This is a genomic window from Desulfatiglans parachlorophenolica, assembly GCF_055394735.1.
This window is the reverse complement of the sequence record NZ_AP042460.1, coordinates 2,931,706-2,946,301: the sequence shown is the minus strand read 5'-3', so window position 1 is coordinate 2,946,301 and position 14,596 is coordinate 2,931,706. Positions and strand designations below refer to the sequence as shown.

At 54.4% G+C, this 14,596-nt stretch carries 15 protein-coding genes; 8 read left to right on the top strand and 7 right to left on the bottom strand.

Annotated elements, in window-relative coordinates; translation table 11 throughout:
• Positions 1 to 69: 69 nt before the first annotated feature.
• Positions 70 to 228 (top strand): hypothetical protein, encoded by a 159-nt coding sequence (locus tag ACZ500_RS13810; RefSeq protein ID WP_464227922.1) that lies wholly within the window; start codon positions 70 to 72, stop codon positions 226 to 228.
• On the top strand, positions 221 to 2,308 hold the full coding sequence (locus ACZ500_RS13805) for a recombinase family protein (protein WP_464227921.1): 2,088 nt from the start codon (positions 221 to 223) through the stop codon (positions 2,306 to 2,308). Before ACZ500_RS13810 ends, ACZ500_RS13805 begins: the two co-directional genes overlap by 8 nt.
• A gap of 26 nt (positions 2,309 to 2,334) precedes the next feature.
• Here ACZ500_RS13805 and ACZ500_RS13800 read toward each other — a convergent pair whose 3' ends face one another.
• The 3 genes from ACZ500_RS13800 to ACZ500_RS13790 form a co-directional block, all read right to left on the bottom strand.
• On the bottom strand, positions 2,335 to 2,841 hold the full coding sequence (locus ACZ500_RS13800) for a Druantia anti-phage system protein DruA (RefSeq protein WP_464227920.1): 507 nt from the start codon (positions 2,839 to 2,841) through the stop codon (positions 2,335 to 2,337).
• 111 nt (positions 2,842 to 2,952) lie between these two features.
• Positions 2,953 to 3,351, bottom strand: a complete 399-nt coding sequence (tnpB, locus tag ACZ500_RS13795; RefSeq protein WP_464227919.1) for an IS66 family insertion sequence element accessory protein TnpB — start codon at positions 3,349 to 3,351, stop codon at positions 2,953 to 2,955.
• Complete coding sequence (locus ACZ500_RS13790) at positions 3,348 to 3,734, bottom strand: hypothetical protein (protein ID WP_464227918.1); 387 nt, start codon at positions 3,732 to 3,734, stop codon at positions 3,348 to 3,350. Before ACZ500_RS13790 ends, tnpB begins: the two co-directional genes overlap by 4 nt.
• 29 nt (positions 3,735 to 3,763) lie before the next feature.
• Here ACZ500_RS13790 and ACZ500_RS13785 point away from each other — a divergent pair, with 29 nt between their 5' ends.
• From ACZ500_RS13785 to ACZ500_RS13775, 3 genes are all read left to right on the top strand, one after another.
• The gene (locus tag ACZ500_RS13785) at positions 3,764 to 4,960 is read left to right on the top strand and encodes an MmgE/PrpD family protein (protein ID WP_464227917.1); all 1,197 of its coding nucleotides are present in this window, start codon (positions 3,764 to 3,766) and stop codon (positions 4,958 to 4,960) included.
• A gap of 58 nt (positions 4,961 to 5,018) precedes the next feature.
• Complete coding sequence (locus ACZ500_RS13780; protein WP_464227916.1) at positions 5,019 to 5,687, top strand: hypothetical protein; 669 nt, start codon at positions 5,019 to 5,021, stop codon at positions 5,685 to 5,687.
• A 704-nt stretch (positions 5,688 to 6,391) separates the two neighbouring features.
• Entirely contained in the window at positions 6,392 to 6,898 is a 507-nt protein-coding gene (locus ACZ500_RS13775; RefSeq protein ID WP_464227915.1) for a GNAT family N-acetyltransferase, read from the top strand.
• 546 nt (positions 6,899 to 7,444) lie between these two features.
• Here the strand turns inward: ACZ500_RS13775 and ACZ500_RS13770 are convergent.
• The 3 genes from ACZ500_RS13770 to ACZ500_RS13760 are packed head-to-tail and all read right to left on the bottom strand — an operon-like array spanning position 7,445 to position 8,243.
• The gene (locus ACZ500_RS13770) at positions 7,445 to 7,606 is read right to left on the bottom strand and encodes a hypothetical protein (RefSeq protein ID WP_464227914.1); all 162 of its coding nucleotides are present in this window, start codon (positions 7,604 to 7,606) and stop codon (positions 7,445 to 7,447) included.
• A 22-nt stretch (positions 7,607 to 7,628) separates the two neighbouring features.
• Positions 7,629 to 8,045, bottom strand: coding sequence for a type II toxin-antitoxin system HicB family antitoxin (locus tag ACZ500_RS13765; RefSeq protein ID WP_464227913.1), 417 nt, complete (start codon positions 8,043 to 8,045; stop codon positions 7,629 to 7,631).
• Positions 8,046 to 8,054: 9 nt separating this feature from the next.
• On the bottom strand, positions 8,055 to 8,243 hold the full coding sequence (locus tag ACZ500_RS13760) for a type II toxin-antitoxin system HicA family toxin (RefSeq protein ID WP_464227912.1): 189 nt from the start codon (positions 8,241 to 8,243) through the stop codon (positions 8,055 to 8,057).
• A gap of 339 nt (positions 8,244 to 8,582) precedes the next feature.
• Here ACZ500_RS13760 and ACZ500_RS13755 point away from each other — a divergent pair, with 339 nt between their 5' ends.
• The 3 genes from ACZ500_RS13755 to ACZ500_RS13745 are packed head-to-tail and all read left to right on the top strand — an operon-like array spanning position 8,583 to position 12,966.
• A complete protein-coding gene (locus tag ACZ500_RS13755) occupies positions 8,583 to 9,338 on the top strand; it encodes a MinD/ParA family ATP-binding protein (protein WP_464227911.1) in 756 nt (251 codons plus the stop codon).
• Positions 9,322 to 10,398 (top strand): ECF transporter S component, encoded by a 1,077-nt coding sequence (locus tag ACZ500_RS13750; RefSeq protein WP_464227909.1) that lies wholly within the window; start codon positions 9,322 to 9,324, stop codon positions 10,396 to 10,398. The genes ACZ500_RS13755 and ACZ500_RS13750 overlap by 17 nt, the downstream gene beginning before the upstream one ends.
• Positions 10,399 to 10,413: 15 nt before the next feature.
• Positions 10,414 to 12,966 (top strand): hypothetical protein, encoded by a 2,553-nt coding sequence (locus tag ACZ500_RS13745; protein ID WP_464227908.1) that lies wholly within the window; start codon positions 10,414 to 10,416, stop codon positions 12,964 to 12,966.
• Between the two features lie 265 nt (positions 12,967 to 13,231).
• On the opposite strand, the gene ACZ500_RS13740 is transcribed toward ACZ500_RS13745, so the two are convergent.
• Entirely contained in the window at positions 13,232 to 14,134 is a 903-nt protein-coding gene (locus tag ACZ500_RS13740; RefSeq protein ID WP_464227907.1) for an integron integrase, read from the bottom strand.
• Between the last annotated feature and the right edge of the window lie 462 nt (positions 14,135 to 14,596).

The window sequence follows — 14,596 nt, the reverse complement described above, 5'->3', positions numbered from 1 at the left end:
AAGCCCTTGGTCCTGTTTTCGTAACATAGTACCATGCCGCAAACTATGTCGGAAACAGGAGGGATGCAAATGCCAAAGCAGTTACCTTTAAGGTTTGGCGAGGAATGGTCGGTCAAAGTTCTTGCCTCGCTTTCCGATAAGGAGAAATACGAAGCGTTGGATGCCTTGAAAGAGATGCTGTTGGCAGCCTTTGAGGCAACAAGGAAGGGGGGCAAAATAAATGGGTAATGCCGAGATACAAAATGAGCACCTCTTGCGTACAGCTTATGTATATATCCGCCAATCCACTTCGTACCAGAAGGAGCATAACCTCGAAAGTCAAAGAAGACAATATCAACTTGTTGACAAGGCATATGCTTTAGGTTTTAAGGATGTTCAGGTCATTGACGAAGACCTGGGTCAATCTGGAGCCATTGGTTCTGAAAGGAGTGGTTTCAAGAAACTGGTGGCCGAAGTCAGCATGAACCGGGCTGGGATTGTTTTCGGCCTGGAGGTATCAAGATTTTCAAGAAATAATCGAGACTGGTACCATTTGGTTGACTTATGTGCAATATTTAATACTCTTATTGCGGATCAAGAGGGAGTTTATCACCCAGGCAACCCTAATGACCGCATGGTACTGGGTCTCAAGGGAACTATGAGCGAAGTGGAACTTAATCTGATCAAAAGCAGGCTTCATTTCGGTGCCGAAAATAAGGCAAAAAGAGGTGAATTGATTTATCGCTTGCCTGTGGGTCTGGTTAAGACTGATGAAAACAAAATAGAAAAAACCCCTGATTTGAGAATCCAGAATTCAATCCAGCAAGTTTTTATTAAATTCAGTGAATACCATAGTGCAAGACAAACGTTTTTATGGTTTATACATGAAGAAATTTCATTTCCTGCAATAAGTAACGGGCACTATGGGATGGAGGTTGTATGGGGAAAACCCCGATATCGTGCGATTTACGATGTGTTGAAAAACCCTTTCTATGCGGGCGCCTATGTTTACGGCAGGCGCGAGAGCAAGGCCTATGTTGAAGAAGGGGAGATAAGAAAAACTAAGGGCCATGCTTTAGATATCAAGGACTGGAAAGTCTTAATAAAAGACAATCATATAGGCTATATAAGTTGGGAAGAATATACAAAAAACCAGGAAATCCTCAAAGAAAACAATGCGCGAATGGCTGGTTCCCGCCGAGGCCCCATTTTAAAAGGTAACGGTCTTTTAACCGGTATTTTGAGGTGCAAGCGCTGCGGGAGAAAGCTGTCCGTAGCCTATGGCGGCAAGAGAAATACAGTTCCCAGATATCAGTGCATTGGTGATCGACTTCAACGGGGAGGAAGCGATTGTATAGCATTTGGAGGTCAACGTGTCGATAATGCTATCAATAGGGCCGTCCTTGAAGTGGTGGAACCACTATCGATAAAGGCTTCATTAAAAGCCATTGAAGGTTTACAGAAAAATATCGAGGAACAGGTTAAGCTCATTGATATGGAAATTGAAAACGCTGAATATGAAGCTGAACGAGCTTATAGGCAATACAACAAAGCCGATCCAGAAAACAGGTTAGTATGCCGTGAGTTAGAAAATAAATGGAATATATGTCTTGAAAAAACAGAAGAGATAAAAAGAAAACTAGCTGCCATAAAAGCGCCCATACGGCCTATCACTGAACAGGAAATACAGGAATTGATGCGGCTTTCTGATTATTTGCCCAAAATATGGAACTCGCCTAGCACAACGAATGAGATAAGGAAAAGGATTATCAGAACACTTATAAAAGAGATAATCTGTGACGTTGATGAAGAAAAGCACCTGATTCTTTTGGATATTCACTGGGAAGGAGGTGTTCATACCAACCTACAAGTGAAAAAGAATAAAACTGGGGAACGTAACAACAGCACAGACAAGTCGATTGTCGAATTGATAAAGCAGTTAGCGCGACAACTGCCGGATAAACATATCGCTCCTGTTCTTAATAAACTTAAACTGAAGACTGGGATAGGCAACACTTGGACTGCTTGTCGAGTAAAAAGCCTGAGGAACTATAATGAGATTCCACCCTATTGTCCCGGCGAGGGAAACCCCTTTTTAACGCTTGAAAAAGCGGCCGATCAACTGGGGGTGTGTGCTCAAAGTGTCAGAGATCTCATCAACAGGAATGTGATTGTTGCCGAGCAGGTTGTCCCCTACGCTCCCTGGGCGATACAGAAGCAAGAGCTCGAAAAAGAGGAGGTCAAAATGGCGGTCAAGGACATAAAAGAAGGGGCCAATCGGCGAAAGCAGTGTTCACAGTGTGAGAACCAAGCCAATCTTTTTCAATAATATCAACTAGGTGGTGAGGTGAAGTATCATGCAGGGATCCTGGGCAAAATGAGGAAGCGGCTGTTGTCGATCACCCGGTGCAGATTCTCTATACGCTGATCGTCGCTCCAGCCGATGAACTCGTCACGCGGGGCGACACGCCAGGCGGCGGCCGAGAAACCCAGAAGCGCAACCAGATGCTGTCCGGCCCAGACCATAAAGCGCATCTGCGCCCCGCCCATGCGGGCATAGCCCAGGTAATGGTATCGGTCGATCAGCTCATTCCAAAGTGGGGATGATCTCCGGTCGACCGGCTCGATCGAAAGGCTTGTGCGACCGGGGCCGATCTCGATCGGGGATTGGGGTTCTCCTGTCAGGGTGTGTTGGATCCGCTTGGACGCGACGCGCCTTTTCCTTGGTGCTGGAAGCGGGATGACACCGGCCCGGTAAAGGCGCAGTAGGGCCACCCGGCAGCTCATGTCCTTCAATCCGCCGTCGGGCTTTCGCCACTCGGCCCATTCGCAGAACATGCGTGAGAGCTGTGCACGGTTCAATCCCGGCACGCTGGTAACTTGACGGCGGATCCAATCCAGATCGGTTGGCGTGAAGTCTCGACCACAAATGAGCAACCTCTGTAATCCTCCTCTTGGTAAAGGTTGCCCTGCTTATAGCAAAGAACGTTTTTTGTGGCCAGTACTTTTTTGAGGGATGGGTCGATTTTTTTCTATCCGCCGAAAATCCTCCGGGATATTTTTGAACGGATCGGCGTTCCACAAAAGCTGTTGGAGTTGAGCAGCCGCCAGATCGCGGATGGCGCCCGGGCCGAAGTTCCACAAGAAACGACCCCGAGACAAGCGTTTATGGCACAACCAAAATCCCTGGCCATCATAAACCAGGATGCGCAGGGCCTGACGGGACTTGTTGGTAAAGATGAAAAGGGTGCCGCTGAATGGGTCCACGGCCAGCTTCTGCCGGCATACTGCCACCAAACCGTCGATGCCTTTGCGGAAATCCACCGGGTCCACTGCCAGCAAGATCCGCATGTGGGCAGTGATCTGGATCATGAGAGAAACTGCCCGAGAATGCTTTCAGGATCGGGCGGTTGACCGGTGCCCGAGAGCCTCAGCCTACTGCCATCCGCGCGTTCGCACTCGACGACCCATTGGCCGAAGAGGCAGGTGGTGTCCAGCTGGATCAGCTCCGGAGTGGCATGATCAGAGGAGAGACGCTTCTTGAGCTCTGTGAAGGAAAGCCTCAGCCTGCGGCATACCTCGGAAACAGAATGCCCTCTGCATTGCTGTACCGCAGCCTCCCACAACTCCTGCGGGATCAGGGCACGCTTCTTGCCGCGCTGCCGGCGCCACTCGGCAAACCGGCGTTCGACCTCGACGAGGTCGGGCTGGGAGTGGCTGCTGTATGGGACAGGGTTCCTCGAAGTGGTTTCCATCGCCATCCTCCTTATATAATCCAAATGGGATGGCGCTACCTTATAACATCCCGGCCCCGCGTGTTAAGCACGCCTGCCGGAAGGACACGAGCTTTCTTGACGCCTTCTTTATGAATGCTATCCTTGCCCGGCGAAGCGACCTTCTCAATACCTACCTTTCCCCTAACGGCATGGGGGGAGCGCACCCTTCGGATAACGTCGCGCTCGCCCTGACCCTCGCCGACTGGAGGAAGATGAATGGGAAGGAGTTGCTCTCGACGATCCATACGGCGTTCCACCTTTCTGCGGCCTACGCGACGCATTACAACCCGGAGCCCGCAAAATACGATTATGACGCAAGCGCGACGTTTTATACGGCCCTGACGACCGGCCATGCGTTGGGTTTTTCCCTGGAGCAACTCGTCCAAGTCCAGCGGATCGCGGGCATGTTCGGCCTGGACATCAACCAGGCCGCTGTCGGGCAAATGACCGACTGGAAACATTGCACGTACGCTTCCTGCGTGCTCCGGGGGATCGAAGCTGTTAAGCTGGCCCTGGCGGGTTTTCAAGCTCCGCCGGAAATCTACGAGGGCCCAGCGGGCGTCAGCCAATTTTTCCCCCACACTGGCGCGATCTTTGATCCGCCGCCAGATCTCAAGCGGATCGTCTTCAAACGCTGGCCCGCGCTGGTCTTCTGCCAAACACCCATCGATGTCGCCCTAGACATCTCCGGCACAATAAGAGACAAGGCCGCCATTCAATCGGTCCTCGTCAAAACGCACGAAGTCGCATTCCGGAACGGCGCGATCCCTGAGGCGTATCACCCGACCAGCCGGGCGGGACGAACGCACTCGATCCCCTATTGTGTCGCGACAGCCCTTCTAAAGTCTGTCAAGTACGAAGACTTCGACGAACCCCGTGCTTCGGACGGCGCCCTCAACCGGCTCATTGCAAAGGTCCATGTTGTCGAGGATACTGAAATCACCAAGGCATACCCAGTGAAATCGAAGTGTGTCATCGTGGCCGCCTTGGCGGACGGCTCGACGGTCGAGAGCGAGCGAGACTATCCCAAAGGCGATCCCAACGATCCATTGTCGGACAAGGAAATCGAGGAGAAACTCTCAAAGTACTTCTTTTTCGCCGCGAACAAGACCGAGCAGGACGAAATCATTGCGCGCCTCTGGAGACTCGAAGAACAAGAGAGCTTGGACTGGCTGATCGCTCCGCTCAAAAGGAGGCTGGCTTAAATGAAAATGCCTCAAATAGAACCGAAGCAACTGCCGAACAAACAGGTGCAGGCGACGCTTGACAGCGCGCCTGACCTTTGGGTTCGGAGATAATGAAGACATGAGAATAAAAGATAAAGCCAATAAATTGGTCGAGTTCATCCGAGGATTGTCCGACTTCAGCATCGTTACCGAGATTGATGGAAACTACCAACGCCTCGGAGCAACGATAGCGGACGTGGTCTTGCAGGCAAACATGCCATATGAAACACATGTCCGTCCCCGGATTAAACAAATAAGAAGGATGTTTCCCGCGGCAGCTACCATGTCGGGCCTGAAAAAGGTCTTAACGGAAAGAACAACAAGCGGCTTTTTGGACTGGCGTGGCAAGGATAGGGTAACGCGATTTGACGATATTGTTAGCCTCTTCTCATCCGAGAGCATTGAGACAGAAGACCACTTAAAACAATGGCTGATGAATGAAAGAAACCTTATGAAACTTGCTATGATAAAAGGCATAGGCCCGAAAACCCTTGACTACTTCAAAATCCTAACCGGCATTCAAACCTGCGCGATAGACCGTCGCTTGCTCGATTTTCTAAAACAGGCTGGCATAGATGCGCCCAGCTATGACGAGGCTAAAGAAATCATCAATTTAGCGGCAGACATTATGTCGGTACAAAGAGCTTATTTTGATCACAGCATATGGGAGTATATTGGCAAAAAAGGGTTGCAGCCATGCAGATGAAAGGGCTCCGAACCATCAGGTGCAGCTAACTCGGCCATAAAGCGGCCTCGTAGCTGACCCACCCATTATGCAAAAAAGCAAATAGGGAGGGAGTAGAATGATCAATAAGATATCAGGGGTGAATCCTGCAACAGTGGGTTTTAAAACAACAAAGGGAAGCGTGTCCTATGACATTCATAATATAAGCCCCCATGAGATGGACAGACTGACATTAGAGATGTTCAATAGAGGTGAAATAACTCTAAAATAAAGATTGCCTTTCGTTCCGATAGATACGAAACGCCTAAGCCAAGTATCAGGACAAGAAGTCCACATAAAATACTATTCCCGAGTTTGGGATGACCCGGACAGAAAACGCGATATGATACTTGAATTCAGCAATGTCCTGAAGGAACAGACGAGGGATAACGACAGTCAATTGAATATAAATATCACCCAAGACGCTTTATCGTTGCTGAAACGAATAGAGCAAAAGCAATCATTTGAAAAAGCCTTGAGAGACAGAGTGAAACAAAAGGCATAACGACCGGATGCAGCCAATCGCAGCCCTGTCGGGCCGCTCTGGCTGATCTATATGTTGGACGGACCCTGCGGGCGAAGATTAGAATATGAGATAAATGTCAAAGTATTTGTTGTTATTGCCTTTTGTTCACTTTTTCGTCACTATATAACTAAATTTGATTCTGCTGTATGGAGACAATAAAATGGTATTTGAACTTCTTCCTCTATGTCCAGAGGATATACAAGTGTTTAAAAAAGATATGCAGGAAGCATTTCAGACGGGAGCTGCATCTGAATTCTCGGATTTGGATGTTCAAATTCTACCAGAAAAGGATATTGATAGCTCTCTCTCAAAAAAGGGTGCTGCCGCATACAAGGCAGTTATTGATGGGCAGATTGTCGGTGGCGCGATTGTAGTTATTGATGAATCTACAAAACATAATCATCTCGATTTTCTATATGTAAAATATGGTGTCCATTCTCATGGTATTGGTAAAATGATTTGGTCTACAATTGAGAAAAGGTATCCTGATACAAAGGCATGGGAAACAATCACTCCATATTTTGAAAAACGAAATATTCATTTTTATATTAATCGTTGCGGTTTTGTAGCTGTTGAGTTCTTCAATCCTCACCATAAAGATCCAAAAATACCGGATGATATGATAGGCGGAGATTACTTCTTCCGTTTTGAAAAAGTGATGAAATAAGAAAAATTATTTTCTATATGTGCTTTAATTCAACACTAAGAACTGGAAATATCCTTAGTAAGGAAAGAACAGTGGGGTCAGCCCTTGACAAGGGACAAATGAAAGGATGAAGAACAGCCCAACCCGGCAATCCAGCCGATCGCTTACGCTCCGGCTGATTTCGTCGTTGGGTCAATCGACTGGCGAAATTGGCAAGTCGCTCCGGTGAGGCAAACGAAAATGATCAATAAACGAATCGAGAGAAAAACATCACGAACCGCTGAAATGACTTGCCTTTCACGCGCGGTTTCATCTCTGGAAAAAGGAGACCATTATCACGGCGACGACCATCTTGCCGTGTGTCTTCTCCCAAGCTTTGTCAGGGTGCCCATTCAGGCTTCTCTATGTAGAAAGTTCTTTGTCCGTTTCCTTGTGGCTAAGGGGGTTTATGAGTACGTTATCGCCCGAACCAAGTATGTCGATGCCGCATTTCGGAGGGCATTGACTGAGCGATTCGACCAAATCCTTCTGTTTGGCGCCGGCTTCCCCCTGATGCAGCACGTGATCTCAAGGATTTTTCTTCAGCGCTTCGCCGCTCAGTCCCACCGCTACGCGGCGGGTCCCGGTTTGGCCAATATCCAGGAAATCAAGCACTTGCGCGGAGACGACCTGGTGGTCGCCGCACAAGCAAACGTGCAGATTGACGCCGAGATTGGCCAAAAAGACCATTTCCGGATGGAAAGTAATTAAATCAAACAGATGCCTCTGATTGGTTTGCTTGAATAGCATTCTGTGCGGCGTGAACAAGAAATGAAGACCGTGACATGCCGCGTTTTTTAGCTGCAGCATCAATTTGTTTAAGAGTCATTTCGGGAACGGTAATATTGACCCTGACCGTTCGGGGCTTGGCATCCGGGACGTCAACGACCAGATAGGCCATAGCATCGGCGAAATCGGGATCGGCCATAATCTCTTCGAGCTTTGATGGGGCGGGCAATTTTTCTCCATCTTCAATCATGCCTTGAATATGGAGGGTGAGAGCCTCTTGGGCCATGTCCTTAGCTTCGTCGATGTCTTTCCCGGCCGTGATGCAGCCCGGAAAATCGGGAAACGAGATGCCAAAGTCACTTTTGGGATTTTTGTGTACGATTGCGATGTAGTTTGCCATGGTTACACCTCAGCTAAACTTGATTCCCGATTGGCGCTCAATGCTTTTTACAGTACCAATCGGTATGTCCTTTTTGGGGTGTGGGTCGGCAACCCGCCCATTTTTGTATGGATGCCGAAATTGAGCATGGGAGCCGACTTTTGCCACTTCGCTCCATCCGTTTTGTTTGAGAATTTTGATAATTGTTCGGCTATCCATGATGTGTATTTATACACATTATAATAGGCTGTGTCAAAAAAAGTCAACGGATAACACGTCGCTCCAGTCGACGTCAGGCCGCGGTGCGCCCCCTCGAAGACCTCCCGCTCCAGCCCGCCTTCCTCCCGGACATACCCGCAGGTCTTTTCGATGACATCCAGCTCCGCCGGTGCCATCTTCATTGACGTATCGCCGCCGGGCGTCTATGATGGCCGCGGGATCGGCGAGGCAGGCATCCGCCTGGGTTCACGTGAACGGTAGAGCTGTGCGGCCGATGTCGTCGCACCGGATCGATCCCATCCCCGTCGACGATTTTCATCCACTCTCTCAGGAAGCGACATGGCCAGGATCATATCGGTGCATTCATTCAGAGGCGGAACGGGGAAGTCGAACATCTCGGCCAACCTGGCGGCCGTCTATGCCATGCGCGGGGCGAGGGTCGGGGTGATCGACACGGACATCCAATCGCCCGGCATCCATGTCATCTTCGGCCTGGGCGAGGAAGAGATCGCGTACTCCCTGAACGACTATCTGTGGGGGCGGTGTTCCATCGAGCAGACGGCCTGCGACGTGAGCGCCTCCCTGGAAGGGCGCTGCAAGGGGGCCGTCTATCTGATCCCCTCGAGCGTCAACGTCGCCGACATCGCCCGCGTCCTTCACGACGGCTACGACATCAACCTCCTGAGCGACGGGTTCAGGGCCCTCATCGAGGGGCTCGAACTGGACGTCCTGATCATCGACACCCACCCGGGCCTGAACGAGGAGACCCTGCTTTCCATCGCCGTCTCGAGCGCCCTGCTGGTCGTCATGCGTCCGGATTATCAGGACTACCAGGGGACCGCGCTGACCGTGGAGGTGGCGCGCGAACTGGAGGTCCCGAAGATGCTGCTCGTGATCAACAAGGTGCCGGCAAGCTTCGATGCCGGACAGATCCGGTCCACGGTCGAGCGGACCTACAACTGCCCGGTCGCCGGGGTCATCATGCACTCGGATGAGATGATGACCCTCGCCAGCCAGGGGATCTTCGTCGTCCGCTATCCAGGGCACCCCGTCGTCGCCGAGTTCAACCGCATGGCGGATGCCCTTTCAGGTTGACCCGATGGCTTCCGTCCGTCCGCGCCTGCCCCGTTCGAGCTTGAGGATCGCCGCTGTCTGCGTGGCGATGGGGTGCGTTTACGGGATCGCGAACTTCCTGTCCGGAAAATACTATCTGCCGGGCTGCAGTTTTGCGGAGCTGCGGCCGCAGGTCGCTCTGCCCATGTTCATCGGGGTCCTGTACGGCCCGTTGGCCGGTTTTGTCACAGGGGCGTCGGGCGATATGCTCGGCTACACCTTCGCGGGCAAGGGCCCGCTCTTCGCCCTGCACTGGAGCTTCGCCAACGGCCTGATGGGGCTCATCCCCGGACTGGCCGGCCGGTTCGGCGCGAGGCCGGTCGATTCCATCCTGTCCTTCGTCAAGCTGCTGCTCCTCCTCCTGCTGGCTTCGGCCCTGCCCTTCGCCCTGTCCACGGGGGTCGAGGTCGGACTCGGGCGCGTCGCGTTCCATAACGCGCTCTTCAGCCTCTTCCTGCCGATCTTCATCACCGACACCCTCTGGGCCTTCATGCTGGTGCCGCCCCTGATGCAGCTCTTCGGCCTCCTGATCGCCCGCGTCGAGATACGCACGATCCAGGCCGTTTACTACCTCCTGATCGTCACGGTCATGGCGACCTGGCTGAGCAGCATCTTCATCACCATGCGCGAGCGGATCGCGGTCGAGGAGCTTTACGGCCTCGGGGCGGTCACACTGGTCGTGCTGATCACGGGGCTGGCGGTCTGCGCCGTCCTGTCCAAGAAGATTACGGCCCCCATGCTGGGCCTGACCCGCGTCGCCCGGCGGGTCGCCGACGGGGACTACACCCATGTCGAGGAGCTGAAAAGCATCTCGAGCCGGCAGGACGAACTGGGGACCATGGCCCAGGTCTTCACGGACATGCTGCAGGCCGTCGAAAAGCGCGAGAAGGATCTGCGCAACGAGGTGACCACCCTGAAGATCCAGATCGATCGGGGCAAGCAGTGCGCCGATCTCGAGAAGATCACCGGATCGGACTATTTCAAGATGCTCAAGGCGAAGGCCGGGAACCTGCGGCAGAAGGCCGGAGCGGCGGAGCGATGAGAGGAGAAGGACCTCTTGGCTGACGAGAAAGACACGCGGCGGATCGATTCGATTCTGAGCAACCTCATGCACACGCCCCGCTTCGGCAAGGCGACGGCGGGGCGCGATCTCCGGCACGGCCCCCGGGGGACGTCCTTCGGGGTGCCGCTGATCGAGCAGGACGACGGCGGATTCCTGATCGACATGAGCGCCGTGAGGGTCTTTTCCGGGCTCCCGGGCTTCGTCAGCCTCCTGGCCAGGCAGGTCCTCGAACAGTCCCGGAATTCCTCGGTGGACGTCCTCGTCCAGGTCATCGTCGATCCGGGGACCACAGCCGAGCTGGCCGCCCTCGGCGTCACCCATGTCGTCGTCTACGCCCGCCGCCCCGTCGCCGGGTATCTCCTCCAGGACCAGGAGGGGTTCGTCCGGGATCTGCGGCTCGTCTTCGACGCCGTGCAGCTCCCGCAGTGGGGCGGATTGCTCTTCCCGCGCGCCTTTCAGAAAAAGGAGGAAGCCGAGGCCGCCGTCCTCTTCCCCTTTCATGTCTCGAAGGAATCCGGCCAAAGGCATTTCATGCTGGTGGAGCACGACCGGGAGGGCCGTTTTCTGCGCATCACCGTCGAGGACGGCGCCCAGTCGCGCCTGTTCCTGAAGCGGATCCCCCACCGGGTGGTCACGGACATCGGCCGAAGGCACTACAGCCTGGACATCGCCGCGATGGCCGAACAGATCTTTGTGGGGATCCACCACGAGTGCCAGAACCAGCAGCACGAGTACATCGAGCTCCCCGGCCGGCAGGCCGCCCTGTTCGAGCTGTTGATCGCCTCCGGACTTGCGGCCGTCCGGGACGCGGCCTTCAGCTGGAGCCAGGAGACGGCCGAAAGCCTTCTCCTTTCGGGCGGCTCGACCTTCGTCCAACTCCTGTCCAAGGTCCTGGTGCTGCTCGAAGACGACGTCGTCATGCAGACCCTGTCGGACGGCCACTGCATCGAGATGCTCGATGCCCGGGACCATGTCTACATCGATCTCTCGCGGAAGGGGGCGCGGCTCAACATCGCCATCGGGGCCCGGCGCAAACGGCCGGACATGCACGCCCACCTCCTGCGGATGCCGCACCTCCTCGCCTGCCAGGAGGCTGCCCGCCCCGATTTGCTCCAGGATTACCGCATCCTCCTGATTCACCACACCACCTCGGAGGTGCTCGGCTTCGTGAGGGCGCTGGAGGCCTCGCAGTGCGCATCGGTGACGACCCTCTTCATCAACTATCAAGGGGTGGTCCCGGACTATTATCTGGAGGACATCCTGAGCCTCCCCGACCGGCGGTTTTCCTTCCATGCCCTGCAGCGGGTCGAGCTTCGCGATTCGGTCGCGGGGGCCTACATCCTCTCCCGGCAGTATTCCCCGCTCGATCGGCTGGCACGGCTCGATCAGGCCCTTCGGACGCTGCGCGGAGGCTATCTCGAATCCATGCGCCTTGCGGCCGGCCATCTCTTTTTCCGGGAGGCCGTGGCGGCCCGAAAGGAGGGCCGCAAACTCCTCCTGATCGAAGACGGCGGATACGTCGCCCCGGTCCTGAACCGACTCTGCCGCGCCGGGCTTGCCGCCTCCAAGGCGCTCGAAGCCTATGCGGTGGAGGCGCCCGAGGACCTCCCTGATTCCCTTCCGCTCGACGCCTGGCTGAAATCGATCGTCCCCGCAACCTTCGAACACACGGCCAACGGCTACTACCAGCTGCAGGAAACGGAGGCCGAGTGCGGCGGCCTTGCCCTGCCGGCCTTTACGATCGCCTCCTCGCGATACAAGAACATCGTCGAGGCCGAGGCCTGCGCCCACTCCATCCTCAGCGCGGTCGAGTCCATCTTCAACGGCCTCGGAAAGTGCATGATGCACCGAAACGCCCTCGTCCTCGGCTCGAGGGGGAACATCGGCCGCTTCCTCTTCCGGACCCTGAAGGAGCGCGTCACCTACGGGTCCGTGTGCGGGCTGGACCTGAAGGTGCAGACCGCCCGGGAAGAGACCGCCCCCGAGTTCTCCGACGCCGCCGCGCTTCCGGAGGGCCTCTGGAAACAGACGGATCTGTTCCTGGGCGTCACCGGCGTCTCGGTCTTGAAAAAGCCCTTCTTCGAACGTCTGATCGCCGAGGGGGCGGCCCGGGACCTCTTCTTCGCCAGCGGCTCCACGAAGACGATCGAGTTCACGGACCTCCTCGCCCTGATCGAAGAATGCTCGAACGCAGATCGTCCCGCCATCGACGGGCGACCGGTGCGCCTCGAGAAATTCCCGATCAAGGACCCCCAGAACCGTGTCCTCCAGGGCCACCACGTTCAAATCACCTTCCTGGACGGCGAAAACCCTCCAGCGTCAAAGGCCGCCCCCTCCAAGCACCTCTATCTCCTGGGCGATTCCATGCCCATCAATTTTCTCTACTACGGCGTCCCCGGGGAGGTGATCGACGGGGTCTTCGAAGAGCTCTTCAGCCTCCTGAAGGGGGTTCTCTCCCACTACGAAAAGGGCGACGCCTATCCCCCGGCGATTTATGCCCTGGACCGGAACATCGACAAGAACGGGAACGGCAGCCCAAGCGTCTGATGCATACACCTTTCCCTTGCCCACCGCTTGTATCAATTCCAGCACATGCCCTTACAGCGTATATAAAACGTCCAAAATGCCCTTGAAGCTCAAATCGCTCTTTCTGTTCAATATCTAAACGAAATTAGATTGACATTCAGGATGACTTTTACGATGATTTGCCCGATCGGTAGTCAAGCCGGAGTTGTGCGCAGAAAAAGGTGCGCTGAAACATGAGGGAACATCATTCCCGACGGTAGTGGAAATTCGATACACTCACCGTGTTTCAATCCAACGGGCTTTTGACCGCTTTCCCTCCTTTGCTGAGTACATGCGTATAGATCATCGTTGTGCTGACATCTTTGTGACCCAGCAGTTCCTGGACCGTTCGAATATCGTAGCCATTTTCGAGCAGGTGGGTGGCGAAACTGTGCCTGAACGTATGGCAGCTTCCGTGTTTAACGATACCGGCCTCCCGGATCGCCGTTTTGACAGCGCGCTGCGGGACAGATTCATGCAGATGATGGCGTGTGACAGAGGATGTCCTGGGGTCTCTGCACAGTTTGGAGGCTGGAAACACATACTGCCAGCCCCACTCGCGCGGGGCGTTGAGGTATTTCCTGGCCAGTGCGAAGGGGAGATTGACCCTTCCAAAACCGTTATCGAGGTCAGGCCCGTGGATGAGCCGCACCTTTTCGAGGTGCCGCTGAAGGGGCTCCCCAACCGGCTCCGGGAGCATGGTGACCCGGTCCTTCTGCCCCTTACCGTCCCGGACGGTGATCTGGCCATAGGTGAAGTCGACGTCTTTGACCCTAAGTCGGAGGCATTCCATCAACCGCAACCCAGACCCATAGAGAAGGGCCGCCATGATCCAAAGGACTCCGTCGAGGCGGGCGAGAATGGTTCTAACCTCGTCCCGTGTGAAGACGACCGGAAGCCGGCGGGGTCTTTTGGCCCGTTCGATGTCGTCGATCCAGCCGAGGTCTTTCTTGAGCACGTTGCGGTAAAGGAACAGGATGGCGCAGAGCGCCTGATTCTGGGTGGAGGCCGCCACCCTTTTTTCCACAGCCAGATAGCTCAGGAAAGCGCTGAGCTGGGCTTCTCCCATTTCCAGTGGGTGCTTCCGGTTGTGGAAGAAAATGAACCGCTTGATCCAATGGACGTAAGTCTGTTCGGTGCGATAGCTCATGTGCCGGACACGAAGCGCAGCCCGGACCTGGTCGAGAAGTTTCGGCTTTTCCGTGGCATTTCTCCCGGGATGTCTACCCGCGGGTTCCGACAAGGGCTTTTCAGTAGGGCGGCCTTAGATGGCGGCGGACCCCCGGCACCCTTCGTACGTACCAGAGTGGATCAAATTGGCGGCGCGGCGGACGGGGGGGGCACTTGAAAAGGCGGAACGATCGGGAAATGGCGATCCGAGGTGGGGGCAATGCTCTGAATCTTGCCGTGCTCAAAAAACTTACAGTTATTTATACAGCTATAACTTGTGAATATCAAGATCCGATTGCGTCAAATTTGAAGCCTAGATCCCCTCAGGATCGGTTTATACGACACATCAGCCAACTAAATCCAATAGGCAGCCAAATCGAGGTTTTTCGCGGCTTCAATTGAGACGTCGAGTTTAAAGTTGGGCACTAAGATGAAGGAAAGA

Bases quoted from the DNA above. Each gene is read 5' to 3' on its own strand.
- ACZ500_RS13810 (WP_464227922.1), top strand. From the start codon at position 70: ATGCCAAAGCAGTTACCTTTAAGGTTTGGCGAGGAATGGTCGGTCAAA.
- ACZ500_RS13805 (WP_464227921.1), top strand. From the start codon at position 221: ATGGGTAATGCCGAGATACAAAATGAGCACCTCTTGCGTACAGCTTAT.
- tnpB (WP_464227919.1), bottom strand. From the start codon at position 3,351: ATGATCCAGATCACTGCCCACATGCGGATCTTGCTGGCAGTGGACCCG.
- ACZ500_RS13790 (WP_464227918.1), bottom strand. From the start codon at position 3,734: ATGGAAACCACTTCGAGGAACCCTGTCCCATACAGCAGCCACTCCCAG.
- ACZ500_RS13785 (WP_464227917.1), top strand. From the start codon at position 3,764: ATGGCGCTACCTTATAACATCCCGGCCCCGCGTGTTAAGCACGCCTGC.
- ACZ500_RS13775 (WP_464227915.1), top strand. From the start codon at position 6,392: ATGGTATTTGAACTTCTTCCTCTATGTCCAGAGGATATACAAGTGTTT.
- ACZ500_RS13770 (WP_464227914.1), bottom strand. From the start codon at position 7,606: ATGGTCTTTTTGGCCAATCTCGGCGTCAATCTGCACGTTTGCTTGTGC.
- ACZ500_RS13765 (WP_464227913.1), bottom strand. From the start codon at position 8,045: ATGGCAAACTACATCGCAATCGTACACAAAAATCCCAAAAGTGACTTT.
- ACZ500_RS13760 (WP_464227912.1), bottom strand. From the start codon at position 8,243: ATGGATAGCCGAACAATTATCAAAATTCTCAAACAAAACGGATGGAGC.
- ACZ500_RS13755 (WP_464227911.1), top strand. From the start codon at position 8,583: ATGGCCAGGATCATATCGGTGCATTCATTCAGAGGCGGAACGGGGAAG.
- ACZ500_RS13750 (WP_464227909.1), top strand. From the start codon at position 9,322: ATGCCCTTTCAGGTTGACCCGATGGCTTCCGTCCGTCCGCGCCTGCCC.
- ACZ500_RS13740 (WP_464227907.1), bottom strand. From the start codon at position 14,134: ATGAGCTATCGCACCGAACAGACTTACGTCCATTGGATCAAGCGGTTC.